This window comes from Polaromonas sp. (genome assembly GCF_029945925.1).
GTDB lineage: Bacteria > Pseudomonadota > Gammaproteobacteria > Burkholderiales > Burkholderiaceae_C > Polaromonas.
The window spans coordinates 80505-104899 of the sequence record NZ_JAQSDN010000044.1; the positions used below are offsets into that span (position 1 = coordinate 80505).

A 24395-nucleotide genomic window follows, 5' to 3' on the forward strand; every position below is an offset into this window, starting at 1 on the left:
TTCTTAGTTTCTTGATGATTAACCGTGGTTACCCGGCGATGCGGTACTCTGGGCGCAGCGGGGAAAGAGTCGGGCGGTAAGGCAGCGTTCGGAGTAGTCGAGTGTGGCTTCTTCTAACATGCCGCTACTAACAAGTGCAGGTCATATTGACTTGTAACACAAAGCAACTCGTGATAACGTATTTCCGTTTGGAATATAAAAATTCACCCTCCAGCATCTTTCATGCCTCGTCCAAAAAGCAAAACCGTAGCAACCACACTCAAGATGACGCCGGTGGTACGCGACCTTTGGGAGAGGTGCGCCGAAGCGGAAAGCCGAAGCCTCACCAACATGTTCGAGGTGATGGTGCGCGAGCACGCCAAAAAGCTGAAGCTCGCTCCCGCATCCATTCCTGCAGTACCAGCCAAGACCACCGACAAATCCAATCAAAAGACCTAATGGCCCAAAACTTCTCCGAACTCGCCAACTTCCTCTGGTCCGTCGCCGACCTCCTCCGTGGCGACTACAAGCAATCTGATTACGGCAAAGTCATCCTTCCCTTCACGCTCCTCAGGCGCCTTGACTGCGTGCTGGAGAACACGAAGCCGGAGGTCCTGGCTGAGTTCAAGAAACGCAAAGAGAGCGGCGTCAACCTGGACCCGTTCCTCAAGCGCAAGAGCAAGCAAGCCTTCTACAACACGAGCGAATTCACGCTCCCGGGCCTGCTGGCCGACCAGAAGCACATTCGCCAGAACTTGGTCGCCTACCTGGGTGACTTCTCTGAAGACGCCCGCGACGTGTTCGAGCGCTTCAAGTTCACCGACCGCATTGCAGAGCTTGAAGACAAGGACTTACTGTTCCAGCTTGTGCAGAAGTTCGCCAACATCGACCTGCATCCGGATGTCTTTCCCAACGAAACCATGGGTCTCGTGTTCGAGGAGCTGATTCGGAAGTTCGCAGAGGCCTCCAATGAGACCGCCGGCGAGCACTTCACCCCTCGCGAGGTCATCCAACTCATCGTGCATTGCCTGTTTGCTGGCGATGACGAGGCCCTGTCCAAGCCCGGCGTGGTCCGCTCCATGTACGACCCCACTGCCGGTACCGGCGGCATTCTGTCCGTGGGCGAAGCAGTGGCCCGGTCCATCAACAGCTCCGCGGTTATCCGCCTTTTTGGACAGGAGCTCAACGACGAGTCCTACGCCATCTGCAAGGCGGACATGCTCATCAAGGGGCAGGACCCCAAGAACATCGTGCGCGGCAATACCCTGTCCGCAGACGGCTTCCCCAATGAGAAGTTCGACTACGGGGCTTCGAATCCCCCATTCGGTGTCGACTGGAAGAAGGTCCTGGACATCGTCAAGTCCGAGCATGACAAGAAGGGCTTCGCCGGTCGCTTCGGCCCTGGCCTGCCGCGCATCTCGGACGGTTCGCTGCTGTTCCTGATGCACTTGATTTCCAAGATGCGCCCGGCAGCGGAAGGCGGCGGCCGCATCGGCATCGTCTTGAATGGCTCGCCACTGTTCACAGGTGACGCCGGCTCTGGCGAGTCGGAAATACGTCGCTGGGTGCTCGAGAACGACATGCTCGATGCCATCATCGCGCTGCCGAACGACCTGTTCTACAACACCGGCATTGCCACCTACATCTGGATTCTTGACAACGACAAGAGAGCGGACCGTAAGGGCAAGGTCCAGCTGATTGACGCCACCCGCATGTACGGCAAGATGAAAAAGTCTCTCGGCAACAAGCGCGTGCAAATCTCGGACGAGCAAATTGCCGAAATCGTCAAGGTGTATTCAACGGTTGCCGAGGACGCGACGTTCTCCCTGGAGTTCAAGGAGCCGGTCAAGAACGGTAACGGCGCAGCGCCAACGGAGGTCGAGCCGCCACGCATTGTGTCCAAGTTGTTTGAAAACAAGTTCTTTGGCTATCGCAAAGTCACCGTTGACCGCCCCTTAGCCGAAGGCAAGACTGGCAAGTTCAAGAAGGGCGAGAAGCCCTACGACAAGGACCTGCGCGACACCGAGAGCATCCCGCTCACGGAGTCCATTGACGCCTATTTCAAGCGCGAGGTGCTGCCCCACGTACCGGATGCCAGGGTAAACAAGGACATCAAGGACGAGGCCGACGGCCAAGTCGGGAAGGTCGGCTATGAAATCAACTTCAATCGGTACTTCTACGTCTACAAGGCTCCGCGCAAGCCGAAGGTGATTGCGGATGAGCTTCTGGAGATGGAGAAGCGGTTCCTGGAGCTTATGAAGGGGGTGGTGGCGTGACCCCGTCGGCGGTCCAACTGAGACATCGCGTTGTCGAATTGAAGACGGGGCCTTTTGGCTCCGCTCTTTCGGCAGATGAGTACGTGGATAACGGAATTCCGCTAGTGAACCCATCAGACCTTCGTGGTGGCAAGATTCTGACCGAAAGTGCGGTGAAGGTACCGGAGAATGTGGCGATTCGAATGGTCGCGTATCGCGCAAAAGTAGGTGACTTGATTTTGGCCCGCCGAGGGGAACTCGGGCGCTATGGTCTGGTGACTAGTGCCGAAGATGGCGTTCTTTGCGGTACCGGTAGCCTTCTCGTTCGCGTGAGTAGTGTGTTGGTAGCCAGGTTTCTTGGCTACTTTCTGCAAACCAGGGAAGCCCTTGACTGGTTGAGCCTTCACAGTGTTGGCTCAACAATGGAGAACCTTAGTGAAGCCATCCTGGCCCGCTTACCGATACCAGATATTCCTACTGCCCAGCAGGAAAGAATCGCCAACTTTCTTGACGACAAAACGGCGCGGATTGATGCGCTGATTGCGGAGAAAGAGCAGTTGGTTGAACGGCTCAAGGAGTACCAATACAGCTATTCCTCGAACTTGATGACGCGCGGGCTCGATTTCCAAGCTGAACTTGTTGAAAGCAGCTTTCCTGAAATTGGCAATATTCCAAAAAGTTGGACAGTCAAGAGGCTCAAATTCCTCGGTGAAGTACGGTCCGGAGTCGCCAAGGGCAAAGATTTAGGGGAGCGGGACACTGTCACGCTGCCTTACCTGCGTGTGGCCAATGTGCAAGACGGCTACGTGGACTTGACGGAGGTTTACGACATCGAAGTGGCGGCGAGCGAAGCTCCACGATACTTTCTTCACAAGAATGACGTCTTAATGAATGAAGGTGGCGACAACGACAAGCTCGGTCGCGGCGCAGTATGGCGAGGCCAGATAGAGCCCTGCATTCATCAGAATCACGTATTCGCCGTCCGCTTGGAGGACCCTGGCCTTGCGGAATGGGTTTCATGCTTCACTTCGACGGCCGCTGCACGAGCTTATTTTTATCTCCGCTCAAAGCAGAGTACCAACCTAGCTTCCATTAACCAGTCGAATGTGCGTGAATTGCCCATACCCATGCCTCCGGCGAATGAGCGTAAGGCACTACTTGCCGAACTGCAGAGGTCATCGATGGCCACGAGTATGCTGATTGAACACGCCGTAGAGCACATCGCCCGCCTCCGCGAGTACCGCTCCTCATTGATTTCAGCGGCCGTCACCAGTCAACTTGAACTCCAACAATAGTCAAGGTAAATATTACCAATGAGTCAAAAAACGATTAAAAGCTCAGGTGGCATTACCGTTAGGTTCGTCGAAGCGCTCAACGGTTTCAAAACCAAATTTGGCTACTGGCCCGAAGTACTCGAGGCAGAGGCTGCAACCATTGCCGTTTTAGCGACGGAATGCCTCACACCCTTGGGGTTTTTTCTGCTTCAGTCGAAAGTGGATGTGGTCGCAGGAGTCGAGGGCCGCATTCTTGCTAAAGGTAGGAATGGCGATATTTTTGACTACGGTGAAGAAGGCTGGAAAACCCCGGACGGACACAGGCAGGACGCCCGCTCCTGGCTGGGCCTCGATGACGACTGAAGGAGCGTGGAGGTCCTCGCAGCACCTATTTCTTCCACCCATCCGGAAACTCTCGAGGCCTCCGAATTGGTGCCGTACTCACTGTCGAAACCACCTACCAGAATAATTTTCAGGGACAGCAACAATGACATCGAAAACAATCAAAGGCGCCGCGGTCGCAGCTGTCCTGACCATCGCCGGCTACTGGTACTGGTCACCGTTCCTGGCCGTGCGGCAGCTCCAATCGGCCGCCCAGAAGAAGGATGCCGACGCTTTCAATGAGCGGGTGGACTATCCCAAGCTGCGCGAAAGCCTCAAAGGTCAGTTTGCAGCCATCATGGGGGAACGGCTGGTCAAGCCTGAGGATGCCGGTAATGGTTTTGCGGCGTTGGGGGCCATGTTAGGCCTGGCCATGGTGAATCAATTCGTTGACGCCATGGTTCGTCCTGAAGCAGTGATGCGGGCGATGCAAGATGGCCAACTGGCTCCGAAAGCCAACTCTCCAAGCGATTCCCCAGCCCCGACACCGCCTGCAGGCAAGCCCGACGTCACAGCCAAAGCCGAACCGCAGGAAGACAAGCCCAAGTGGGCTTACGAACGCAAAGGCGTGGACAAGCTCATCGCCTATGCCTCGGACCCCATGAAGCCAGAGGTCCCGAACCAGGAGAAGCTCGGCCTGGTGTTCCAACGCAGCGGGTTCGCAGACTGGAAACTGACCGAATTCAGGCTTCCGGCGTTGAAAGAATAGAGATTTCCGGAGCGAATAAAGCCGAGGCCTATAGAGCAACAACAAATAAAGGGAGCCATGCCAACTACTTCTAACGTGCACACCGAGCGGGTCTTCGAAGACGAGCTCTGCGCCCAACTCGAAGCCAGCGGCTGGGCCATCAAGACCCACCCTAAGAACGCCCCGAGCTACAACCGGGAGCTCGCCATTTACGGCGACGACTTGCTCGCGTTTGTGCAAGAAACTCAGCCCGTCGAATGGGCCAAGTTCAAGCGTTGGCACAACGGCCAGTCCGAGGCTATGTTCCTCAAACGTGTGGCCAAGCAGCTCGACACCCACGGCACCCTGCATGTCCTTCGGCACGGCTTCAAAGACGTTGATGCAAAGTTCTTCCTCTGCCAGTTCAAGCCCGCCCATGGCAAGAACCCGAAGCTGCTCGAGAATTACAAGAAGAACCGCCTGACGGCCATTCGCCAGCTGCACTACAGCCTGCACAACGAAAAAAGCATCGACATCGTGCTTTTCGTCAACGGGCTGCCTGTGGCCACCGCCGAGCTCAAGACCGACCTGACCCAGAGTTCGCGCGACGCCATCAACCAGTACAAGCGCGACCGTCTACCGAAGGACCCCAAGGCCAAGGAACCGGAAGCGCTCTTGCAATTCAAGACCCGGGCCCTGGTGCACTTCGCTGTGTCAACCGACCTGGTGTTCATGACCACCAAGCTGGCCGGCGACGAAACCTACTTCCTGCCCTTCAACATGGGTAAACCGGACGGCGTGGACCTGTTCAGCGCCGGTGCCGGAAACCCACCCGCGCCCCCTGGCAAGGGCTACCCCACCTACTACCTCTGGGAGTACGTCTGGAAGCCGGACGTCTGGCTCGAAATCCTGGGCGAATTCATGCACCTGGAGGTCAAGGAGGTCGAGGGGCTCGGTGGCAAAAAGGTCACCAAAGAAACCCTCATTTTCCCGCGCTTCCATCAGTTGGTAGTCGTCCAGGAGCTGGTCCGGTTTGCCGCGGCAGAGGGGCCAGGCAAGGACTACCTGATTCAGCACTCCGCGGGCTCAGGCAAATCCAACTCCATTGCCTGGACTGGTCACCGGTTGTCCAACCTGCATGACGCAAACGGTAAGAAGGTATTTGACACGGTGGTGGTAGTCACCGACCGCCGCGTCCTGGACAAGCAGTTGCAGGAGACCATCAGTCAGTTCGAGCACAAGGCCGGGGTAGTTCAGACCATTAGCGAAAACAGCGCCCAGCTGGCCAAGGCTCTGAACGACGGAGTACCCATCGTGGTGACAACCTTGCAGAAGTTCGGGTTCATCCTCAATGAGGTCGGCAACCTGGGCAAACGCAATTTCGCTCTGATAGTGGACGAAGCCCATTCCAGTCAATCCGGCACCGCTGCTCGCAAGCTCCGGGAGACCTTGACAAAGGGTAAGCCCGCGAAGATGCTTCTGGAAGTAATTGAGGGTGAGTCGATTCACGTCGAGGCGGGCGTCGAGATTGACCCGGAAGACCTCACTTCCGAAGACGTCATCAACCTTGCCATCGCGGCTCGCAAGCGCCCGGAAAACGTCAGCTACTTCGCATTCACGGCTACCCCCAAGAACAAGACCCTCGAGCTTTTCGGCCGCAAGGATGCCGACGGCAAGCCGGTACCGTTTCACGTCTATTCAATGCGCCAGGCTATCGAGGAGGAGTTCATCCTGGACGTCCTCAAACATTACGCGAGCTACGGCATGTTTTACAACCTGGGGGCCATCGCCAACGAGAAGTTGTTACCCCAGAAGAAGGCCAAGATGGCCCTTGCCCAGTACGCCAAGCTGCACCCGCACAACATCGCCCAGAAGGTGGTTGTTGTGGTGGAGCACTTCCGCGAGCACGTAGCCGCCAAGATTGGCGGCAAAGCCAAAGCCATGCTGGTTACTGACAGCCGCAAGGCCGCCGTGCGCTACAAGCTGGCCATCGACAAGTACATCAAGGACCGGAAGTACCTGGACCTGCACACCCTGGTGGCCTTCTCTGGTGCCGTCGATGACCCGGATTCTGGTCCTGATGAGTTCACGGAATCGAACCTCAACCCAGAAATCAAGGGCCAGGAGCCGTCAGAAGCATTCAAGCGAGACGAATACCGCATCCTGCTGGTGGCCAACAAGTACCAGACGGGCTTTGACCAGCCACTGCTCCACACCATGTACGTGGACAAGCGCCTCTCTGGCGTGCTAGCCGTGCAGACCCTCTCGCGCCTGAACCGGATGTACCCCGGCAAAGAGGACACCTTTGTCCTCGACTTCGTGAACAAGCCAGCTGAAATCCTGGCCAGCTTCCAGCCCTACTACCGGACTGCTCAAATCGAGGAAGTGACCGACCCGAACCTGGTGCACGAGCTGATGACCAAGCTCAACAAGGCCAGCGTGTACTTCTGGAGCGAGGTGGAGACCTTCGCTGAAGCGTTCTTCAACCCCAAGGTAAAGACCCAAGGTGCCCTGCATGGTGTACTCAAGCCGGCCTTCGACCGGTACGTCGAGCTTGAGGATGAGCCGAGGGAGTTGTTCCGAAAAGACCTGGGCTCGTTTCTCCGTCTGTACGAGTTTCTGTCCCAAATCATTCCCTACGACGACCCCGAGCTGGAAAAGCTGTTCGTCTTCGGCAAAAACCTCATGCCCCGGCTGGCCGAGGAAGGTCGCAAAGGGCAGCTGACGCTCGATTCGGACGTGAAGCTGACCCACTACCGCCTGCAGAAGCTTGGAGAGCAGCAGCTTGACTTGGAAAAGGCTGAGGTGGTGAAGCTCCCCGGCATCGGCGAGGCCGGCACGGGCTCTGCCCCGGAGGACATCCGCGTTGCGCTGAAGGAGATTGTCAACAAGATGAACGACCTGTTCTCCGGGCACATCACGGAGTCCGACTTTATCGGCGCCGTGACAACCTGGCAGGGGCGGCTGGCAACGAACGACAAGTTGGCCGCTCAGGCGCGAAACAACAGCGAAGAGCAGTTCGCAATGGGGGACTTCAAGGAGGCCTTCACCGACATCGTCATCGAGGCCCAAGATGCTCACAACACCATTGCCGACCAGCTAATGAAAGACGAGCGCATCTTCGGCGTTATGCAGAAGATGGTCGCGAAGATGGTTTGGAAGCAGTTTCAGCAGACTGCAGGCACCTCCGCGAGATGAAAGTCGTAGCTGCCACAAAGTTGCGATTCATGAAAACAGTAAGACTAGAACAATCGGGAGGAGCGGACCATGTGGCACGACAATGAAACAACGGTCGATTACTTGAACTTTGGCGTCGTTGCGGACGCTTGTGCAAACCTCCTTCAGCAAGCGAACGGCGCGCCCCTCTCCATCGGGGTTTCTGGGGGTTGGGGAATGGGCAAGTCGTCGCTTGTCAGGATGATTGCGGAGCGGCTGAGCAAGGCCGCTGTGCCGGGGGAAAACACGTATGTGGTTGTCACCTTCAATCCCTGGCTCTATCAGGATTTTGAAGGTGCCCGAAGCGCGCTTTTACAGCTCGTTGGCGATGAGGTGCTAAGTCAAACGGCCTCAAACGAAGTCCTACTAAAAAAGGCCAAGCGACTCCTGCAGCGTATCAACTTGCTTCGATTGGTGCAGATGGGTGGCGAGGCCTCTGCGACTATCGTGACCGGCATCCCGATTGGTGCCATCGGGCGGGCTATTAGTATGGCCGGGAGCCTTTTTACGCCTGACAAGGGCGACGACAAGAAGGACGATGCTGCGCTGCTCAGGCCCGCTGAGCCGGTTTCTTTGCCCAGCGAGATTCAAGCCTTTCGTAATGCTCTCGAGGAACTCCTGGACGAGTTGAAAATCACCTTGGTGGTCTTCGTAGACGACCTCGACCGGTGTTTGCCTAAGACGGCTATCTCAACCTTGGAGTCCATTCGCCTTCTGCTCTTCCTCAAGCGCAGCGCTTTTGTCGTGGCAGCAGACAACGAATTCATCCGGGGCGCTGTGCGCGTCCATTTCGAGGGAACTGGAATTACCAGCGACATAGCTACGAACTACTTCGATAAGCTCATCCAAGTTCCGCTGCATGTTCCTCGACTCGGAGTCAATGAAGCCAAGGCGTATTTGGCTCTGCTACTGATGCAGCGAGCACACGAAGACGGGCATTTTGACAAGGCCCGGTTTGAGGCCGCGTTACTGGCAGTTCCGGAGCGCCTCCGAACTAGCTGGAAGGGTGATGCCGTCACGACTGAATTCCTCCAAGCGCAGGTTGGTGTCGGCGATGCACGCATGCTCGTCTTAATGGAGCTGGCTGAGGGCTTGGCTCCGTTGCTGACCCAGTCCAGCAGTGTCAATGCGAACCCGCGTCTGATGAAGCGTTTTCTCAACACGGTATATCTCAGGTCCGCTCTCGCAAAACCCCAGGGCATCGAATTGGACATACGCGCGCTGGCCAAGTGGCACCTGGTGGAGCGCTGCGACGAACTGCTGGCCAATACCCTTGCAGCTATGGTCACCTCCGCGCTGGATGGCCGCATCGATGCCCTCCGCACGGCAGAGACCGCGGCCAGAGAAGGTACCGTTCTACCAGACCCATTCAAGGACACCGTCTTCATAAAGGAATGGCTTCAGTTGCAACCTGCGCTCGGTGAAACCGACCTCCGGCCCTTACTGCATTTAAGTCGGGATACAGCTACACGAGACTTTGGCTCCGACAACATGACTCCGGAAGGTAGAGTGCTACGCGACGCGCTTGCGATTGCCACAGGTGCAAACGAACCCCTCGCACAAGCGATTCGCTCTGCTGGCCCACTTCAAGCTGAGTCGGCCATGACTAGAGCTTGGCTGCTGAAGGCGCCGAAACGAACGTGGCGGCAATTTGAGGATGTTGTGCCCCTGGTGGAGCCGTGCAAGATTTTTCCCGAACTCGGAGCGAAGGCAGCATCGCTTCTGAGTCAAGCGCCGCTAGGAGATGTCGGACCCGGAATCGTCCCAACCTTGTATGCGCAGATTTGGGCTCGCCCGGTCCTTGACAAGTGGGAGGAGTCACCAGCCTTGGCTAAGCCTGTAAAGAACGCCATCCAACAAGCAAAAAGGAACACCCACTGATGGGAACGTCTACATCAAGCAAGGGCGGAAGGGCGGGCTCACCCTTTGACCCGGAGTGGCTCTCAGGAGAGTCCGATGCCGCCGGTGGTAACTCCAGCGCTGAGGCCTCAGGCGCCGGCGAATCCGGAGCTGCTGCGGACCAAGCGGACGGCAGCACTGAAGCGCCAGAGCCTTCCGAGCCGGGCGCAGGCTCACCTGCCGACCCAGAACTCGCCCCAGACAGGCGCTTCGCTGAAGCGCGAACCAAGATGTCTGCCTACCTTTCCGGCGGTGGACGCGACTCGTTGCGTTCTGCGACAAAGAGTATGGTCAACAAAGGCATGGGGGGACCGGCGCGTGCCGCGTCCACGATGCGTCGTACAGCTCAAGGTGCTGGTCAGTTGGGCCAGTTCCTCGCTTCGGCTCGCGATGGAACCGACCCCAAAGTTGTCGACTGGGTCGCACGAGTCAGGGCGGAGAACCTGTCTGCGAGCGACCTTGCTCTGGAGCTGGTGAAGGAGGTTCTTCCAGATACCGGCAGCATTGACGACGAGTCCCTGCGAAATGCGGCCGCTGAAGCACTAGGAAGGCTGTATGAATCCAACCCGGACATCGACATCTTCGCTCTTACAGACCAACAAATCGCAGAAGTCATAGCGTTCACCATCGCCAACGAGGTGTGCAACCGCATGGACCTGCAGCTCGGCCAAACCTACGAGCGCCTCAAGTACGACCCCCATCAAGTACAGATGTACCGCAACGACATCAAGGAGTACGTGCACGCGGAAGTCCGCGTTGTCATGGAGCGGCACAGCGCTGCACACCAGGACCCGCAGCGCCTGGCCCGCGCGGTCTTGGCCTCAGCTTTGGAGGTATTCACGGAATGATGAAAGTTATCTGTACAGGGGTTGACCACCTTCCAGCGCACCTGGCAAACGGCGAGCTGGCGTTTGCCCTATTCAAAAGCGCCAAACGGGAAGGTGTCGGCACAATCGCTAAAGGGTGGAGAGGGTCGCTTAAGCGAAAGGGTTTCGCGCCAAGCCCGCAAGCATGGGACTTCACTCAGTTCTGTCTAGCAGTTTGCGCTGCCGACCTGGCTTGTCTTCGCAGCACCAGCGCTGACGGCTGGACACGTACCATAGAGCTCACAGTCGGATTGCACGAACCCCTCCTGTGGGCACCTTGGAAGCAGCACGCCGAGAGCATGCTCAAGGTGCTTACCGGTGACTACTGGACGCTCCACTTCGTTGAGGGCGGAGTTTCGCCGCCCGACGGTAAGGCCCCGCCCCTTGAACGCGATTGTGTGTCGTTGCTTTCAGGAGGTCTAGATAGTCTCATTGGTGGAATCGACTTGTTAGCGCAGGGCCGTCGGCCGATGTTCGTGTCGCAACTTGCGCATGAGGATTCCCAGCGACAGCGCGACTACGCAGCGATGCTCGGAGGCGGCGAGACGCACCAGCAATGGAGCCACGGCATAAGTTTCAGCGGCCAGCGCGAGCCCTCGACACGCGGACGTTCTTTGGCTTTCTATGGCTTTGCGGTACTCGCCGCCTCCAGGGTCGCAGCTGTACCTGTTCAAGTATTCGTGCCAGAGAACGGCTTCATTTGCGTCAATCCCCCTTTAGTGCCGGGACGTGTTGCCAGTCTGAGCACTCGGACAGCGCACCCGCTGTTCATCGGAATGCTCCAGGAACTCCTGACAGGACTGGGCGTTCCTGTTCAGTTCGAACTGCCCTATCGCTTCAAGACAAAGGGTCAAATGCTGCAGGAGTGCCTAAACCAAGAGCTGCTTCGCACTTGGGCGGCCGACTCCACGAGCTGCGGCAGATTCCGGACCTACAACCGCGTGCACTGTGGGCGCTGTGTGCCATGCATGATTCGGAAGAGTGCGTTTCTGGCCTGGGGCCGTCAGACGGACACCACTAGGTACGTCTACCCGTCCCTCGCCCAATCTGACAAGTCCAGTGGCCCCGATGACCCGATGGCGGCTGCGCTGGCTGTCCTTACGGTTCGTACCCATGGCCTAGACAGATTCCTTGGGGCGACACTGGCTTTTGCGTCGCCTGATGACCGACGGGCGTACAGAAATATGCTTGCGGCAGGCGTCACTGAGCTTGAAACACTGCTTCACGCAGACGGGCTGTTGTGATGGACTTTCACTGCCACCTTGACCTTTATCCAAACGCCAGAGAGGTCTACAAAGAAGCGTGTCGGCGCAACGCGTTTACTTGGCTGGTAACAACCAGTCCTAAGGCCTTCGAGGCAACTTCACGTATATTGGGGTCTTCGTCAAATGTCCTTATCACTCCGGGGTTGCACCCTGAGATTGCCCATGAGAGATTCGGGGAACTAGACCTGCTGCTTAAGCAGATAGCCACCGTGCGCGCAGTCGGGGAAGTTGGACTCGACGGGTCCTCGCGGTTTCGAGCTACATACGAGGTTCAGCACAAGGTCTTCAGCGCGGTCGTCGCGAGGTGCGAGGAACTCGGAGGCCGCACGCTCAGCATCCACTCCAGACAGGCGGTCACGTATGTATTGGCAGAATTGAGCATGCACCCGCGGTTTGGTACGGCCGTCCTTCATTGGTTCTCGGGTACAGCAGCGGAGTTGAAGGCTGCCGACGCACAGGGCTGCTGGTTCAGCGTCGGGCCCGCAATGTTCAATTCGAAAAGCGGTCGAGCATTAGCGGCGAGGCTTCCGAGAGACCGAGTAGTTCCAGAGAGCGATGGCCCCTTTGCGCAGCTAGGCGGGAAGCCGATAATGCCGTGGAGTATGCCGGAAACGGCACGGTACCTCGCGGAGGCTTGGTCTGTACCTATAGATAACGCCATGCATGTTTTAGAAAATAACTCTCTTCGCCTTCTAGACCTAATGCAGCTGTCTTAGGGCACTGAACCACGCAATTGGGGCGCCGATTAACAACTGGATTTAGGGGGTAATACGTGGTTTCTGCCTTTAAAAAAAAGAACACCATTGAGGAAACTGGATTCAATCTGGCGGCTGATGGTTTTACATATCGAAATCGGCAGTACAAGTTCGAAGATGTGATTGAAACACGGATTTTTCGCAGCGTCCTTGAGCACAAAGTAGTCTTGGTGGGCTCTGATTACCATCACTCCATCTCCGTAATGTTCATTACGAAGTCAGGTGAGGAACTGCAGGTCTCTGAGCAACCCACCTGGCTCTCTAACAGCAAGATTTCTAGCGTAGAGCACGTTGAAAAAATCTTCTCGATAATCTCCCAACAGACGTGGGATGCTCGGGTCAAAAAATACACGTCACAGGTCGCAGAGTTGGGTTTCTTCGTCTATGAGGGTGGCGCATACATCCGAAAGAGAGCCGGTTAATGCTGCTGAAGAACAGTAAGCTCTTTGATTTTTCAGCGGTCAGTTTGGGGAAAAAATACGGCTTTATCACTGTCGAGGAAAAGAACCGCGGACTGGGCGCCCTGCTACTCGGCAAGCTTGTGAATACTGAAGTTGGAATTTCCACCTTAGTAGACACTGATGTCTTCTTTGGCTTGCTTAAGCACTACTTCAACATCAGTTGGAGTACCTAAGCTCTTTTAATCGACTCCATTTAAAAAGCCTTGACAGCGATGTTGCGAACCTTTGGCGATGGTGGCGGGGCCTCCTACTCAATCGCGCACCGCAAGGCCTAAACTCAACAATCGGACGCTACAACTCCGCCAGTTTCGCTCGTGCCTCACGTTTGCCGAGCTTACGAATAGCGGCAATAGCCTGAATGTGGTTATTGCGCGGAGTCGCCTTGCCGGACTCCCATTTGTAGACCGACAAGCTAGAGACGCCCAAAAGTTTGGCCATCTCTTGTGCTGACAACCCGAGCTTCTTCCGTAGAGAGCCGAAGCCCTTGGCCTGGAACCGAAGCTGGCCACCCCCATCCGTCTCCCCCTCCGGAGATGGCGTTTTTGTCTTGCTCACCTTCATGAGCTGACGGGTCAGTCGCTCCAGCTCCGCTGTCTTCCGCTTCAATGCGGCAATCTCGGAACGCTGGTGCGAGACAGCTTTTCGCAGCGAGTCCATGTCACCCCTCAACTCCTTGCGGGCTACACGGGAAATCTCAGCTTTAAGCGTTGTGGCGAGGTTGGTCATGAGTCGCATTATTACTCATACCCCAACTGCTTCATTCGATAGTTAGCAACAGCATGCGTGCGTGGCCGGTCAGGTGTATGTTTTCATTCGTACCAGCCCGTTCCGGCAGGAAGCTCAGTATTCCCGTGGCATATCCGTGCCTTTGCGCCGCCCATCCTCCGACACTGGAGCTCTTGTCGCTGCGGCTTTGGCAGGCCTGCGCTCCGTCTTTCAGCCCGGCTTCAAGCTGGCTAAGGCCGGGGTGATGTTGATGGACCTGGCGCCGGACGCGCTGCACCAACATGAGCTCGACTTTGAGAATGATGACGTTGCGCCTGACAGGCGGGGGTTGATGAGTGCGCTGGACGGCATCAATCAGAAATACGGCCGCGGCATGGTCTTGATGGCGAGCGCTGGGCTTGCGGGTGATGCGCGAGCTTGGTCAATGAAGCAGGAAAGGCGAACTCCCGCCTATATGACGTGCTGGGAAGACATGCCTGTGGCGCGAGCCTAGAAACCGCTGTTTGACGGCGCTTTCGCGCGCTCGGTAGCTGGGCGGGTTGCGACAGACACCGACCTCAACACAAAAAACAGAACCGAAAATGTAGTTTAAAGGATTGCTCAAGACCTGGAGCGATACAAATGGCAGCTACTGCCCTCGCCCAAGCAGCTTTACGAGGTGCGCGGTCTTGGGCCTCGAGCGGCTCGTCCCAGCCTTGCCTATCTGCGTTTGAAGACTGCTGGCCTGCGCTCCTTGAACGCCGTTCGACCTTCTGCAGCGTCCTCCGTTGCGAAACAAATTGTCTGCAAATCGCGCTCGTACTGAATCGCTGCTTCAAGCGGCAGGGTGTAAGCCGCACGCATGTTGGCCTTAGCAGTTTCGACCGCGATGGGTGGCCGTGACGCGATGGTCGTTGCAATCTGCTGCGCGCGCGCATGCAAATCGGCCAGTGGATGCAATTCGCTCACCAGGCCCCACTGCAGTGCCTGTTGTGCGGAAATGAAATCACCAGTCATGAGCATCATCGATGCGTTGGAAGCACCGACACTGTGCGCCAGCATATAGGCCATGCCGCCGCCGCCAATCCATCCAAGTTTTACCTCTGGTGAGCCCAGCACAGCGGTATCCGCTGCGATGCGGATATCGCAAGACATTGCGGTTTCTAGACCGCCTCCCAATGCGTAGCCGTTGATGGCGCAAACCACCGGCTTTACCAGGCTACGAATAGCGTCGCAATAGTCCGGACGATTTCGAAATTCCCACGGCGTCTTGTACTTGTCCAGTTCCTTCACGTCGCTTCCGGCACAAAAGGCCTTTGCGCCTTCGGCCACTAAAACTAGGACACGAATATCGTCGCGCCGATTCCATTCAGTTACATGCGCCACAAGGGCGTCAGACATTTCTGGGGTGACAGCGTTCAGCTTCTCTGGACGATTTAGAGTGATGGTACCGACGTGGTCTCGGACCTCAAATTTGATGTGTTCCACTTCTAGCCTCTTTAATGTTGCAAAGGGATGGGGGCGGTCAGACTTCGCTGTTTGGAGGTCGGTGTTGCTCGTATAGAGCCTGCAGGGCCCCCAGAATCTGGGCTGCCGAATGATGGTCTTCGAGCGCCTGGCGCACAAGGGCAGACGCTTGGGTCTGGAACGGCACGTACCCGGGGTGGCGCGGCCGTACAAGGGCTTTCTCCAGCGTGGCACTTGTTCCAGCGAAGAAGTCGTTCCAGGCGGTATTGACCGCCGTATCAGCCCAAGCATTTCGAGCGCTTGGCTGCCCGTCGGCAAACGGAATGTACTGAGCTTGGGTACGCAGACTCAGCAGGTCGACCAAGTGAGCCTTCAACTGGTCGTTGACTTTAGTGCGACGGCTGATGCCTATACCAGTTCCTCCCAGCGTTGACCCGAGCAGTCCGCCGGGACCCGCAGGGACGTCGACAAACTGCAGACGATGGCTCCCATCGGAGGGTGCGGCATAGGTCACATACCCAAAAACCAAGGGGCAGTAGACGGCTTCAGTGTTCTGCGACATCGCCTGCAAAAGGCCGATGGGATTTTTGCCCAGCCAGCCTTTGAAGCTCCTGCCGTACAACTCGCTCAGGACATCCCATGCTTGAACCGCGCCATCGCCGACCAACAGGGTCTCCGGCCCACGGGAGACTGGCGCTTCCCCGAAGGCTGCACTGATGCTAAACAATGTAAGAAGCGCGTGGGGCCCTGCCAGTGAAAGGCATACATCATGACGACCCGCCAACTCACCCACCTGCACCCAAGATTTCGGTGCCGGTTCCTCAATCAGGTCCGGTCGCATGACGGCGACCTGTGACGCTGCATCCAGCGGTAACGCCCAGTGCTGGCCGGCATAGCCGTAGCTGGCGAAAGCTTGGCCAATGCTCTGCGCGCGCCACTGCGCTATGTCGGTGGCATCAAAAATGGACTCCAGTGGCTGCAGGCATTGGCCGTGCACGGCGTCTCCCAGATGCGGATGGTCGAGCACGATGACGTCGTATCGCTCCGCGAGCTTTTCGATGGGATGGGATTCGAAGCCTTCCAGCGGCTGGCGCTCCCAACGCAGGCTCAGGCCTTTAGCCTGGGCTTGCGCAGCCGCGCGCTCGAGCGCCACATAGCCACGCGGATGGTCCCACGTCAGCCCGACATAGGAGTTGATTCGGCTCACAGCGTCTGTTCACCGAGCGTTTGGGATTTCAAGAGTGCGTTGACACGGTCGTCGCTCCAGCCCAACTCTCCGAGGATTTCACGGGTGTGTTGCCCTGCCAGCGGTGCGCCGCGTGTCACGCGGGATGGGGTCTTCGAGAACTTGATGGGAAAGCCCGGGGTCTTGACCTTGCCTTCGGTCGGATGCTCGTACTCTACGAATGTTCCGTTGTGCTTGATTTGGGGGTCGTTGACGACGTCTTCGTAGCCCAACACTGGACCCGCCCAGGCGTCTGTCGCACCGAATTTATCCAGCCATTGCACCGACGTTTTATGGAGAAGCTTCTCCCTAGTGGTGGCAAATATGTAATCCCGGCGGGTAAAAGTATCGACTTCGTCATCCAGTTCGGCCAGCTCCGGCGCGTCAATGACCTGTGAGAGCGTTTTCATGCTCGGGAAAGCAAGGGCGATATAACCGTCGCTGGTGGCGAAGATGCCATAAGGCGCTCGGATGTAGACGTGGGCATGCGGCTCGGCACCGCGCTGTTGCGGCTTATTGGCCACGGTGTATATGGAGAACTCCTGCATTTGCAGCGCCACGATTGCGTCGAGCATGTTGACCTGAACCAACTGACCCTCGCCGGTGCGCTCGCGGTAAAGCAAAGCGGCCAATACTGCTTCGAATGCCGTGGAGGCAGTGACGGCGTCGACCACATACTGGCCAGCGGGTACCGGAGGTTCGCCGGCTCGGCCGGTGGACAACATCGCGCCACTCATTGCCTGAAGCAGCAAGTCCTGCCCCGGTCGCTGTTTGTACGGGCCGTCTTCCCCATACCCCGACATCGACACATACACCAGCTTTGGATTGATAGCGGAGAGCGTCTCGTAGTCGACGCCCAGCCGCTTCGCTACACCTGGGCGGTAGTTCTGTAAAAATACGTCCGAGGTGCGCACCAACTCGTAAAGCGCGTCCTTGCCTTCCTCCTGCTTCAGGTCAACCGCCAAGCTGCGCTTGTTGCGGTTCAATGAGAGGAACGAGACGTTGATGCGGTTACCCTTGGCTCCTCCCGCAGAAATGTGGCGTTGCCATTCGCCGTTGACCGGCTCGACTTTGATGACATCGGCACCGAGGTCACCCAGGCGCTGAGCTGCAAACGGGCCAGCCATTGCAATCGAACAGTCGAGGACGCGGTAGCCTTGAAGGATGTTGGTAAGGGGTGCAGTCATGATGATTCTTCGTTAAGAAACGGTTTTTGGAGAAGAAGTCAGGTCCAGGTTTTCACCTGTCTTGGCCGAGAAGAGGACTGCTTCGTGAAGACTCACTTGCAGCGATACCGGCTGGCGATTTGTCAAAGGCGTGTAGCCGGGGAAGGTCACCATGACCTCGTGTGGGGTGGATGCATCTTCATCGTGCGCGGTCTTCACGCCATGAAGCGTGATTGCGACCACCGACTCGGCGCCGACATGCTCCACCAAGGACACCAGTCCGGGCATGCCGGCCGTGTCAGCAGCGATGCTGAACTGATTGGGGCGTACGCCAATCACGATGGGGCCCTCGTACGGTCCAGGTAACACGGCACGAAGATGCGAGGGCAGAGGCAAAACGTAATTCCCGATGTGCACCATGTCACTGCGGATTTCGGCATGTAACAGGTTCATCGGTGGCGTACCGATGAAGCGTGCCACATAGACATTCGTTGGTGACTCGTAGATTTCCCGCGGCGTCCCAAGTTGCTGGACAACGCCGTCCTTCAGTAGCGCAATCCGAGTGCCCATGGTCATGGCTTCGACCTGGTCATGGGTCACATAAACAAAGGTGCCGCCCACGCGTTCGTGCAGTTTGGAAATCTCCGAACGCATGGAGGTTCGCAGCTTCGCATCTAGGTTGGACAGCGGTTCATCCATCAAAAACACTTGCGGCTGGCGCACCATGGCACGGCCCAAAGCCACGCGTTGGCGTTGACCGCCCGACAAGGTCCGCGGGAACTTGTCCAGCCAATCGGTCAGCGCGAGAGTCTTGGCTGTCTTCTCCACAAGTTGAGCAACCTCCGCCGAGCGCTCAATGCGCCGCCTGGCCATACCGCCGATGATGGGCAAATGAAACCACCAACGATGTTCCCGCATGATGAGTGGAAACGAAATGTTCCGACGGACCGTCATATGGGGGTACAACGCGTACGACTGAAACACAAACGCAATGTCCCGGTCCGTCGGAGGAAGCTGGTCCACCCGGCGGTCGTTGATGTGGATTTCACCGCCGGTGATGGTTTCCAGCCCTGCGAGCATGCGCAGCAAAGTGGACTTGCCGCAGCCCGATGGGCCCAGAAGGACGAGAAACTCTCCGTCTTTCACGTCAATCGAAATATCCTTGACCACTGGCCGGTCACCAAAGGTTTTGAGGACGCTTTTGAGTTGTATCGAAGCCATTTTTCTCCTTGAATCTTTACTCGTGAGGTCAGCCCTTGACGCTGCCTGCGGTCATACCTGCGACGACGTGCTTCTGAACCATGAGGTAGAACACGACGGCGGGCAGCGTGTAAATCACTGCGACGGCCATAACGGCGTCAATTGGGGTGCTGAGTTCGCCGACAAAGCTGGCGAGGCCAACAGATGTCACATGCAACCGTTCTTCGTTGATGAAGGTTTGGGCGAAGATGTACTCGTTCCAACCATGGAAGAAGGCGATGACCGAAGCGGCAGCCAGAGTGGGTGCAATCAGCGGAACGACTACCGTCAAGATGACCCCGAGGCGGGAGCAGCCATCGATGCGCGCGGCCTCTTCGATTTCCAGTGGCACTCCATCGATGGCTCCTTTCAGAATCCAGATGATGACCGGCACGGTGAAGGCCGTGTTGGCAAGAATCAGGCCGCTCAAGGTATTGAGCAGGGCCAGCTGACCGAAGATGGCGTAAAGCGGCACCAGAAGCATGGCCTCGGGTAGCATCTGGGTCGTAAACAAGCCAAAGCTCAATGAGCCCTTCCCCTTGAAGCGAAACCGTGAAAGTGCGTATGCCGGAAAGACAGCCAGTGCAATGCTGAAGACGGTCGTGCCAAGAGCGACGATGGCACTATTTAAAAGCCAAGTCCCAACAGGCTTGATGGAGAAAACGTCTTTGTAAACATGCCACTGGGGAAACTGGGGCACCAATCGCGGACTGTCGGTGAACAGCTGACTGGAGGGCGTCAGGGATGTCACGAGCATCCAATAGATGGGGAAGGCGGCTGCACCAAGAAGTGCAATGACCAGTAGCATTCGAATTGAATGTCGGGTAGCGTAGTTCATCAGCGTTCTCCCGCCTTTTCCACATTAGCCGTATAGCGAAAGTAGATGACAGTCACCACAAGCGCAATAGCCACACCAACCATGCCAACGGTAGCTGCTTGGCCCAGTTGTTGGTTAACGAAGGCTCGCCGATACACATCAATCACCAACGTGTTGGTCGAGCCCACGGGACCACCTTGAGTTAGCAGCCAAATCAGGTCGAACCTTCGTAGCGACCAGATGGTGGAAAACAATGCCAGCAACATGACGGACGGCTTGATAGTCGGCCATACGACGGCTTTGAATACGCTCAGTCGGTCCGCGCGGTCGATGATGGCGGCCTCGCGCTGCTCATGGGACACGCCCTGTAGGGCGGCCAGCAACACGACTGACGCGAACGGAAAAATTTGCCAGACAGTTGTCAACAGAACCGCCACCAGCGCAAGCTCGGGGCTGTCCAGCCAGTTGACTGTTCCGGCTTGGATTCCGAAGAAGCGCAGGATATGGCCAAAGATGCCGTACTGGGCGTTGTAAATCCAGATTGCAACGAGCGCCACGGCAACCGGCGGGGCTGCCCAGGGAATGGTGACGACGGCCCGAGCAAATCCACGTCCGAAGAATGGCGAGTCCAGCAGCAGTGCCGATAGGAGCCCCAAAGTCACGGCGGAGAATACGCAGGTGATGGTATAGACAAGCGTAATGAGAATGGATTTTCGAAAATCCGGGTCGCTGAACAACTCCCTGTAGTTTTCGAGACCTATCCACTGGCTTTGGCTGGAATTCAACAGCGATGTCGCTGTGAAGCTGAGCCAGAGCTCCTGAAACAGGGGATAAACTTGAAAGACAATCAGGTATAGCGTCGCGGGAGCCACGAGCAAATAGGGCATCAGCGGATGTCCGTCGAGCTTCGCCTTGCTCTTTCCATGCGAAGGCTCGGTTGTGACCGGCACCGCGCCGGAGAGGGCGGATTGGTTGGTATTCATGGGAATTCCAGTGGGGACGGGCCAGCGCCTAGCCCGCCGGGGCATCGAGGTAGGGTCGCGATTCTGTTAGCGCTTGAGGACGCGAGACAGCACAATGTTCTGCGCGTCGTTCATCGCCTTTGTTGGGTCGACCCCGCCCTGAAGGACCTTGATGACCTGTTCAATCACAATCTGCTGGATTTCAGGCGCTTTTGTCTCAAGGCCTTGAGGCAGTGCTGGAACGCTATTTTCGGTCTGGTCGTCATATACCTGAATCCATGGCCATTTGGCAATTTCTTCAGGGCTGCGCTGTACAGCAACTGCCACGCTCGATGCTCCATGAATTTGCTGCAGTTCCCGTTGCGCTTCAGGCGTCAGCATCCATTTGAGGAACACCGCCGCGGCAGCCTTGTTCTTGGAGTTGGCGTTGATAGTGATTGGCGCCAGTATCATTCCCTGGGCGCGCGTCGGGAACGGTGACGGGGCTGCGGCCATCTGCATTTCCTTGCCTTGGGAAGCCAGATTCGCAGCGACACCACCGTTGTCAATTTGCATGCCAATCTTGCCTTCCGCGAACATGCGGCGGTAGGTGGATGCGTCAGCCCCCCTGGGAATCACACCGGCGTCATAAACCTTCTTGTATGCGACGACACCTTCAATGACCTTGGGGCTGTTCAGCGTTGGATTTCCCTTTGCATCGCTCCAGCGACCGCCGAACCCGTAAACGTAGTTGGTCAGGTCGTACCAGAACCCTCCCCGCTCGGCCATTGTTGCGCGGTAGGCGTAGCCGAAATTGCCATTGGCTGTCGCGGTCTTTGCCGATGCCAGGAACTCGTCAAAGTTGGCGGGCGCCTTTTTCACCAGCGCTGTGTTATACACCATCGAGTAGTTGCTGACCTCGAAAACGACGCCATAACGCTTACCGGCAATCTTCATGTACTTGTCGGGGGACGAGAACTTGAAATCACCGTCTTTGATGTATTCGTCCATAGGCGCTATGCGCTTGGCATCTGCTGCAGCGTAGAACTCAGGTAAGTCAAAACGGACCAAGTCGGGGCCAGCGTTGCCGCCCATCTGCGTGAAGATAGTGCTGACAAAGGACGAGAAGGGAATCGTCACGGGCTGTATTTCGACTTTTTCCTGACTCTGATTGAACTTCGCAATCCAGGCTCGCATTTTCTCGCCACGGGCTGGTTCAGCAAAGCTGGCTGCCGCGAACGTGACGACTTGCTTGGGGTCAGCGGCGTTGGCTGCGTTCCCAAGCGGCGCGATAGCGAGCAAGAGGAGTAGGGTCCGACGCGGCACAGGGAAGGATGTCTTCATGAGGGTTGTCTCCTATATTCGAGCGCCGTGTGAAGCAGCGCAGGTTAAGTTAGCGCTAACGATTAGCGCTAATGATAGTATCAACATGAATCCCAACAGATACAAGATGGTGAGTGCGCGTTGTTCTGATGGTTTACCCTGAAACGGCAAGAATGGCGCCTTGACCGGGCTGGAATCCGTTTTAGTAAGCGTCGAAGGAACGCTGTTGCGCCGGCCCTTCCACTAAAAATTAGCGCTAACTTTGCGTTATATTGCTGCCATGACTAGCCTTGGAAGCGCTGAGCCGAATAACACAATGAAAGTACAAGCTGTGAAACCCTACAGTCGCTCACGTCCAGGCACAAACACCGTGACCATGGCCGACGTGGCGAAGGTCGCAGGCTTTTCTGCCCAGACGGTGTCTCGCGTGCTGAGGAAGCCAGAAGGCAGCGCGCCGCATGTTCGAGAAAAAGTTCTCGAAGCTGTGCGTGCCACGAAGTATGTGCAGAACCTCGCAGCGAGCAACCTCGCTTCAAACCGCAGCATGACCATTGCTGCAGTGATACCCGTCATCTCCGCATCAATTTTTGCCGAGACCGTACAGGGGCTTTCCAACATTCTGATTCCGGCGGGCTATCAAATCATCATTGGTCACACTGATTATCAGGAGGACCGCGAGGAGGCATTGGTGCGCAGCCTGCTTGGACGCCGCCCCGACGCGTTCTTTTTTATCGGGACACGGCATACGAAGGCCACGAAAGAAATGTTGGTGCAAGCGGGTATTCCGGTAGTCGAGAGCTGGGACTGGGTGCAAAAGCCGATAGACCAGTTGGTCGGATTCTCCAATCGGCGGTCCATCACCGAGATGGTGGCCTATCTGAAAAGAGCGGGCTACCAGAGGCCGGCTTTCGTCGGCTCCATTCGCGAGGGCGACGACCGCGCCGAGAGCCGTGTGAAGGGGTACTTGGACGGAATGAAGGAGCACTTACCCTCGGAGCAGCCGAGAACATTGGTTGTGGATGACCTGCCTTACAAGATGAGTTCCGGCAGAGAGTTGCTGCGACTGGCGCGGGAGCAGTATCCAACTTGCGATGCAATGATGTTCTCAAGCGACCTTTTCGCCTCGGGAGCACTCCTTGCGTGTCAGGCTCTTGGTTTATCAGTACCGGGTGACCTTGCCATTACTGGTTTTGGAGATTACGAAATCGCCCGAGAGCTCAAGCCAGCCTTGACGACCATAAATGTTCCAAGCGTGCAAATCGGGGAAGAAGCGGCCCGCATCATCCTGCTACGCCTTAACGCCATCAGGTCAGGTACGCCAGAAACAAGAGTAAAAGCGAAGAAAGTCAAACTTTCTTATCAACTCATGGTGAGAGAAAGCACTTAAAGCCAGCTCCAACTTGCTGCGTTGCCTGTCAGCTTGTCGCCTTCGGTCTCGGCCGTTAACTCGTCCTGCTGATGTACGTGGATAAATCTTCACACTGCGGGCGCAGAAACTGGGGCGTTGCAGCGTCTGACCCAGGTTCATACTCAAATTGTGCCGTGGCCTTGCGCGGCACTTCGCAAATCGATGCGCATTTTCTCAATTGAGTGTCCATAGAACTCATGATTTCCGGCTAGGAACAGCACAGGCACAGACCAGTCCTTGAATAAGTCGATGGCCTGAGTGCCACTGCCAATATCGCCAGCCAAGACCAACAGGTCTGCACCATGTGCAGGCGATATCAAGCTCTCACCTGGAAACTCATGTTTCGCGCCAAGGCTGATGAAGAGACCGAAAACGCAGCCGCTTAAAAGTAATTTGATTCCAAAGCCCCGTTCCCGCGGGGCTTTTTCTTTGGCCGAACTAGACAACAGAGCAGCGGGGCGGAAGAACGCAATCCGCGGACAACGGCTGCAGTACCTCTGACCCCTCAATATTTCAATACAGGGAAACATCTTCTGCGTGACAACTACACCTCGTCTGGACCTTCGCCGCGGCGTCACTGAACCGGTGGTGCTGGTCATTTCGCGCCGCCAGGTCGAAACCGGTGACATCGCCTCGGTACTAACCGAACTGAAGCCGTTCCTGGCTACGCGCGAGGACGCCTGGCTGTACCGAGGCCAGATGGTGCTGGTCGTAGACGGCTACAACGAAGACACCCGGGAACTCGTCGACATTGCCGACGTGCGCGCCTTCCTTCAGGGGCTGGAGCGGGAGTGGCCCTACTGGGCTTTTTTCTTCAACCAGTTAGATGACAGCCTCATTATTTTCTTGTCCTGCTTGTGCGGAGCGCATTTCCCGGATGGCGGCGCCGTCGAGATGGACTTGGACAAACTGCAGGAAATCTTGATGCGCGGCTTCGACGGCATGAACTCGATTTTCGAGAAGCACGGTTTCCCGGAATATGAGCTCGAAGCGATGAGCCGCGGGCTGATGGAGGTCATTGAACAGGCCGGGATGGCATGACGCGCAGGCATGCAGCCAGTCCACCTTTTTGGGCTCGCGCTTCAT

General features: G+C 56.8%; 24 protein-coding genes. 15 read left to right on the top strand and 9 right to left on the bottom strand.

What is annotated here, in order from left to right; genetic code table 11:
- Positions 1 to 222: 222 nt before the first annotated feature.
- The 12 genes from PSV40_RS15505 to PSV40_RS15555 all read left to right on the top strand — a co-directional run bounded on the left by PSV40_RS15505 (position 223) and on the right by PSV40_RS15555 (position 13191).
- The gene (locus PSV40_RS15505) at positions 223 to 438 is read left to right on the top strand and encodes a hypothetical protein (RefSeq protein ID WP_300539446.1); all 216 of its coding nucleotides are present in this window, start codon (positions 223 to 225) and stop codon (positions 436 to 438) included.
- On the top strand, positions 438 to 2255 hold the full coding sequence (locus tag PSV40_RS15510; protein ID WP_300539449.1) for a class I SAM-dependent DNA methyltransferase: 1818 nt from the start codon (positions 438 to 440) through the stop codon (positions 2253 to 2255). The genes PSV40_RS15505 and PSV40_RS15510 overlap by 1 nt, the downstream gene beginning before the upstream one ends.
- An 83-nt stretch (positions 2256 to 2338) precedes the next feature.
- Positions 2339 to 3529: a restriction endonuclease subunit S gene (locus PSV40_RS15515; protein WP_300539452.1), complete on the top strand. Its 1191-nt coding sequence runs from the start codon at positions 2339 to 2341 to the stop codon at positions 3527 to 3529.
- An 18-nt stretch (positions 3530 to 3547) separates the two neighbouring features.
- A complete protein-coding gene (locus PSV40_RS15520) occupies positions 3548 to 3871 on the top strand; it encodes a hypothetical protein (protein ID WP_300539454.1) in 324 nt (107 codons plus the stop codon).
- Positions 3872 to 3995: 124 nt separating this feature from the next.
- A complete protein-coding gene (locus tag PSV40_RS15525) occupies positions 3996 to 4598 on the top strand; it encodes a DUF2939 domain-containing protein (RefSeq protein WP_300539457.1) in 603 nt (200 codons plus the stop codon).
- 57 nt (positions 4599 to 4655) lie between these two features.
- Positions 4656 to 7754, top strand: coding sequence for a type I restriction endonuclease (locus PSV40_RS15530; RefSeq protein ID WP_300539460.1), 3099 nt, complete (start codon positions 4656 to 4658; stop codon positions 7752 to 7754).
- Between the two features lie 69 nt (positions 7755 to 7823).
- A complete protein-coding gene (locus tag PSV40_RS15535) occupies positions 7824 to 9653 on the top strand; it encodes a P-loop NTPase fold protein (protein ID WP_300539463.1) in 1830 nt (609 codons plus the stop codon).
- 305 nt (positions 9654 to 9958) lie between these two features.
- A complete protein-coding gene (gene qatB, locus PSV40_RS15540; protein WP_300539465.1) occupies positions 9959 to 10519 on the top strand; it encodes a Qat anti-phage system associated protein QatB in 561 nt (186 codons plus the stop codon).
- On the top strand, positions 10519 to 11781 hold the full coding sequence (gene qatC, locus PSV40_RS22860; protein WP_366915033.1) for a Qat anti-phage system QueC-like protein QatC: 1263 nt from the start codon (positions 10519 to 10521) through the stop codon (positions 11779 to 11781). The genes qatB and qatC overlap by 1 nt, the downstream gene beginning before the upstream one ends.
- On the top strand, positions 11781 to 12518 hold the full coding sequence (qatD, locus tag PSV40_RS15545; RefSeq protein ID WP_300539467.1) for a Qat anti-phage system TatD family nuclease QatD: 738 nt from the start codon (positions 11781 to 11783) through the stop codon (positions 12516 to 12518). The genes qatC and qatD overlap by 1 nt, the downstream gene beginning before the upstream one ends.
- 56 nt (positions 12519 to 12574) lie before the next feature.
- Positions 12575 to 12979 (top strand): hypothetical protein, encoded by a 405-nt coding sequence (locus PSV40_RS15550; protein WP_300539469.1) that lies wholly within the window; start codon positions 12575 to 12577, stop codon positions 12977 to 12979.
- The gene (locus tag PSV40_RS15555; protein WP_300539471.1) at positions 12979 to 13191 is read left to right on the top strand and encodes a hypothetical protein; all 213 of its coding nucleotides are present in this window, start codon (positions 12979 to 12981) and stop codon (positions 13189 to 13191) included. The genes PSV40_RS15550 and PSV40_RS15555 overlap by 1 nt, the downstream gene beginning before the upstream one ends.
- A gap of 118 nt (positions 13192 to 13309) precedes the next feature.
- Here PSV40_RS15555 and PSV40_RS15560 read toward each other — a convergent pair whose 3' ends face one another.
- Positions 13310 to 13744 carry a helix-turn-helix domain-containing protein gene (locus tag PSV40_RS15560; RefSeq protein WP_300539473.1) on the bottom strand — a complete coding sequence of 145 codons (435 nt, stop codon included), beginning with the start codon at positions 13742 to 13744 and terminating at the stop codon, positions 13310 to 13312.
- Between the two features lie 61 nt (positions 13745 to 13805).
- Between PSV40_RS15560 and PSV40_RS15565 the strand changes: the two genes are divergently transcribed.
- Positions 13806 to 14237, top strand: a complete 432-nt coding sequence (locus PSV40_RS15565) for a DUF4113 domain-containing protein (protein WP_300539476.1) — start codon at positions 13806 to 13808, stop codon at positions 14235 to 14237.
- Positions 14238 to 14443: 206 nt separating this feature from the next.
- Here the strand turns inward: PSV40_RS15565 and PSV40_RS15570 are convergent, their stop codons facing one another.
- The 7 genes from PSV40_RS15570 to PSV40_RS15600 form a co-directional block, all read right to left on the bottom strand.
- Positions 14444 to 15211 (bottom strand): enoyl-CoA hydratase/isomerase family protein, encoded by a 768-nt coding sequence (locus tag PSV40_RS15570; protein WP_300539479.1) that lies wholly within the window; start codon positions 15209 to 15211, stop codon positions 14444 to 14446.
- Positions 15212 to 15248: 37 nt separating this feature from the next.
- The gene (locus PSV40_RS15575; protein ID WP_300539482.1) at positions 15249 to 16397 is read right to left on the bottom strand and encodes an extracellular solute-binding protein; all 1149 of its coding nucleotides are present in this window, start codon (positions 16395 to 16397) and stop codon (positions 15249 to 15251) included.
- Entirely contained in the window at positions 16394 to 17602 is a 1209-nt protein-coding gene (locus PSV40_RS15580; RefSeq protein ID WP_300539485.1) for a CoA transferase, read from the bottom strand. Before PSV40_RS15580 ends, PSV40_RS15575 begins: the two co-directional genes overlap by 4 nt.
- A gap of 12 nt (positions 17603 to 17614) precedes the next feature.
- Entirely contained in the window at positions 17615 to 18802 is a 1188-nt protein-coding gene (locus tag PSV40_RS15585) for an ABC transporter ATP-binding protein (RefSeq protein WP_300539488.1), read from the bottom strand.
- A gap of 28 nt (positions 18803 to 18830) precedes the next feature.
- Complete coding sequence (locus PSV40_RS15590) at positions 18831 to 19658, bottom strand: carbohydrate ABC transporter permease (protein ID WP_300539490.1); 828 nt, start codon at positions 19656 to 19658, stop codon at positions 18831 to 18833.
- On the bottom strand, positions 19658 to 20620 hold the full coding sequence (locus PSV40_RS15595; RefSeq protein WP_300539493.1) for a sugar ABC transporter permease: 963 nt from the start codon (positions 20618 to 20620) through the stop codon (positions 19658 to 19660). Before PSV40_RS15595 ends, PSV40_RS15590 begins: the two co-directional genes overlap by 1 nt.
- 66 nt (positions 20621 to 20686) lie before the next feature.
- Positions 20687 to 21922, bottom strand: a complete 1236-nt coding sequence (locus PSV40_RS15600; protein ID WP_300539495.1) for an extracellular solute-binding protein — start codon at positions 21920 to 21922, stop codon at positions 20687 to 20689.
- Between the two features lie 355 nt (positions 21923 to 22277).
- On the opposite strand from PSV40_RS15600, the gene PSV40_RS15605 reads away from it, so the two are divergent.
- On the top strand, positions 22278 to 23288 hold the full coding sequence (locus PSV40_RS15605; RefSeq protein ID WP_300539668.1) for a LacI family DNA-binding transcriptional regulator: 1011 nt from the start codon (positions 22278 to 22280) through the stop codon (positions 23286 to 23288).
- Between the two features lie 143 nt (positions 23289 to 23431).
- Here PSV40_RS15605 and PSV40_RS15610 read toward each other — a convergent pair whose 3' ends face one another.
- The gene (locus PSV40_RS15610; RefSeq protein ID WP_300539498.1) at positions 23432 to 23755 is read right to left on the bottom strand and encodes a metallophosphoesterase; all 324 of its coding nucleotides are present in this window, start codon (positions 23753 to 23755) and stop codon (positions 23432 to 23434) included.
- 91 nt (positions 23756 to 23846) lie between these two features.
- On the opposite strand from PSV40_RS15610, the gene PSV40_RS15615 reads away from it, so the two are divergent.
- The gene (locus tag PSV40_RS15615) at positions 23847 to 24350 is read left to right on the top strand and encodes a hypothetical protein (RefSeq protein ID WP_300539501.1); all 504 of its coding nucleotides are present in this window, start codon (positions 23847 to 23849) and stop codon (positions 24348 to 24350) included.
- The last annotated feature ends 45 nt before the right edge of the window (positions 24351 to 24395 follow it).

What these genes read in the sequence shown, in the direction of transcription:
- PSV40_RS15505 (WP_300539446.1), top strand. Translation starts at nt 223, where the DNA reads ATGCCTCGTCCAAAAAGCAAAACCGTAGCAACCACACTCAAGATGACG.
- PSV40_RS15510 (WP_300539449.1), top strand. Translation starts at nt 438, where the DNA reads ATGGCCCAAAACTTCTCCGAACTCGCCAACTTCCTCTGGTCCGTCGCC.
- PSV40_RS15520 (WP_300539454.1), top strand. Translation starts at nt 3,548, where the DNA reads ATGAGTCAAAAAACGATTAAAAGCTCAGGTGGCATTACCGTTAGGTTC.
- PSV40_RS15525 (WP_300539457.1), top strand. Translation starts at nt 3,996, where the DNA reads ATGACATCGAAAACAATCAAAGGCGCCGCGGTCGCAGCTGTCCTGACC.
- PSV40_RS15530 (WP_300539460.1), top strand. Translation starts at nt 4,656, where the DNA reads ATGCCAACTACTTCTAACGTGCACACCGAGCGGGTCTTCGAAGACGAG.
- PSV40_RS15535 (WP_300539463.1), top strand. Translation starts at nt 7,824, where the DNA reads ATGTGGCACGACAATGAAACAACGGTCGATTACTTGAACTTTGGCGTC.
- qatB (WP_300539465.1), top strand. Translation starts at nt 9,959, where the DNA reads ATGGTCAACAAAGGCATGGGGGGACCGGCGCGTGCCGCGTCCACGATG.
- qatC (WP_366915033.1), top strand. Translation starts at nt 10,519, where the DNA reads ATGAAAGTTATCTGTACAGGGGTTGACCACCTTCCAGCGCACCTGGCA.
- qatD (WP_300539467.1), top strand. Translation starts at nt 11,781, where the DNA reads ATGGACTTTCACTGCCACCTTGACCTTTATCCAAACGCCAGAGAGGTC.
- PSV40_RS15555 (WP_300539471.1), top strand. Translation starts at nt 12,979, where the DNA reads ATGCTGCTGAAGAACAGTAAGCTCTTTGATTTTTCAGCGGTCAGTTTG.
- PSV40_RS15560 (WP_300539473.1), bottom strand. Translation starts at nt 13,744, where the DNA reads ATGACCAACCTCGCCACAACGCTTAAAGCTGAGATTTCCCGTGTAGCC.
- PSV40_RS15580 (WP_300539485.1), bottom strand. Translation starts at nt 17,602, where the DNA reads ATGACTGCACCCCTTACCAACATCCTTCAAGGCTACCGCGTCCTCGAC.
- PSV40_RS15585 (WP_300539488.1), bottom strand. Translation starts at nt 18,802, where the DNA reads ATGGCTTCGATACAACTCAAAAGCGTCCTCAAAACCTTTGGTGACCGG.
- PSV40_RS15590 (WP_300539490.1), bottom strand. Translation starts at nt 19,658, where the DNA reads ATGAACTACGCTACCCGACATTCAATTCGAATGCTACTGGTCATTGCA.
- PSV40_RS15595 (WP_300539493.1), bottom strand. Translation starts at nt 20,620, where the DNA reads ATGAATACCAACCAATCCGCCCTCTCCGGCGCGGTGCCGGTCACAACC.
- PSV40_RS15600 (WP_300539495.1), bottom strand. Translation starts at nt 21,922, where the DNA reads ATGAAGACATCCTTCCCTGTGCCGCGTCGGACCCTACTCCTCTTGCTC.
- PSV40_RS15605 (WP_300539668.1), top strand. Translation starts at nt 22,278, where the DNA reads ATGGCCGACGTGGCGAAGGTCGCAGGCTTTTCTGCCCAGACGGTGTCT.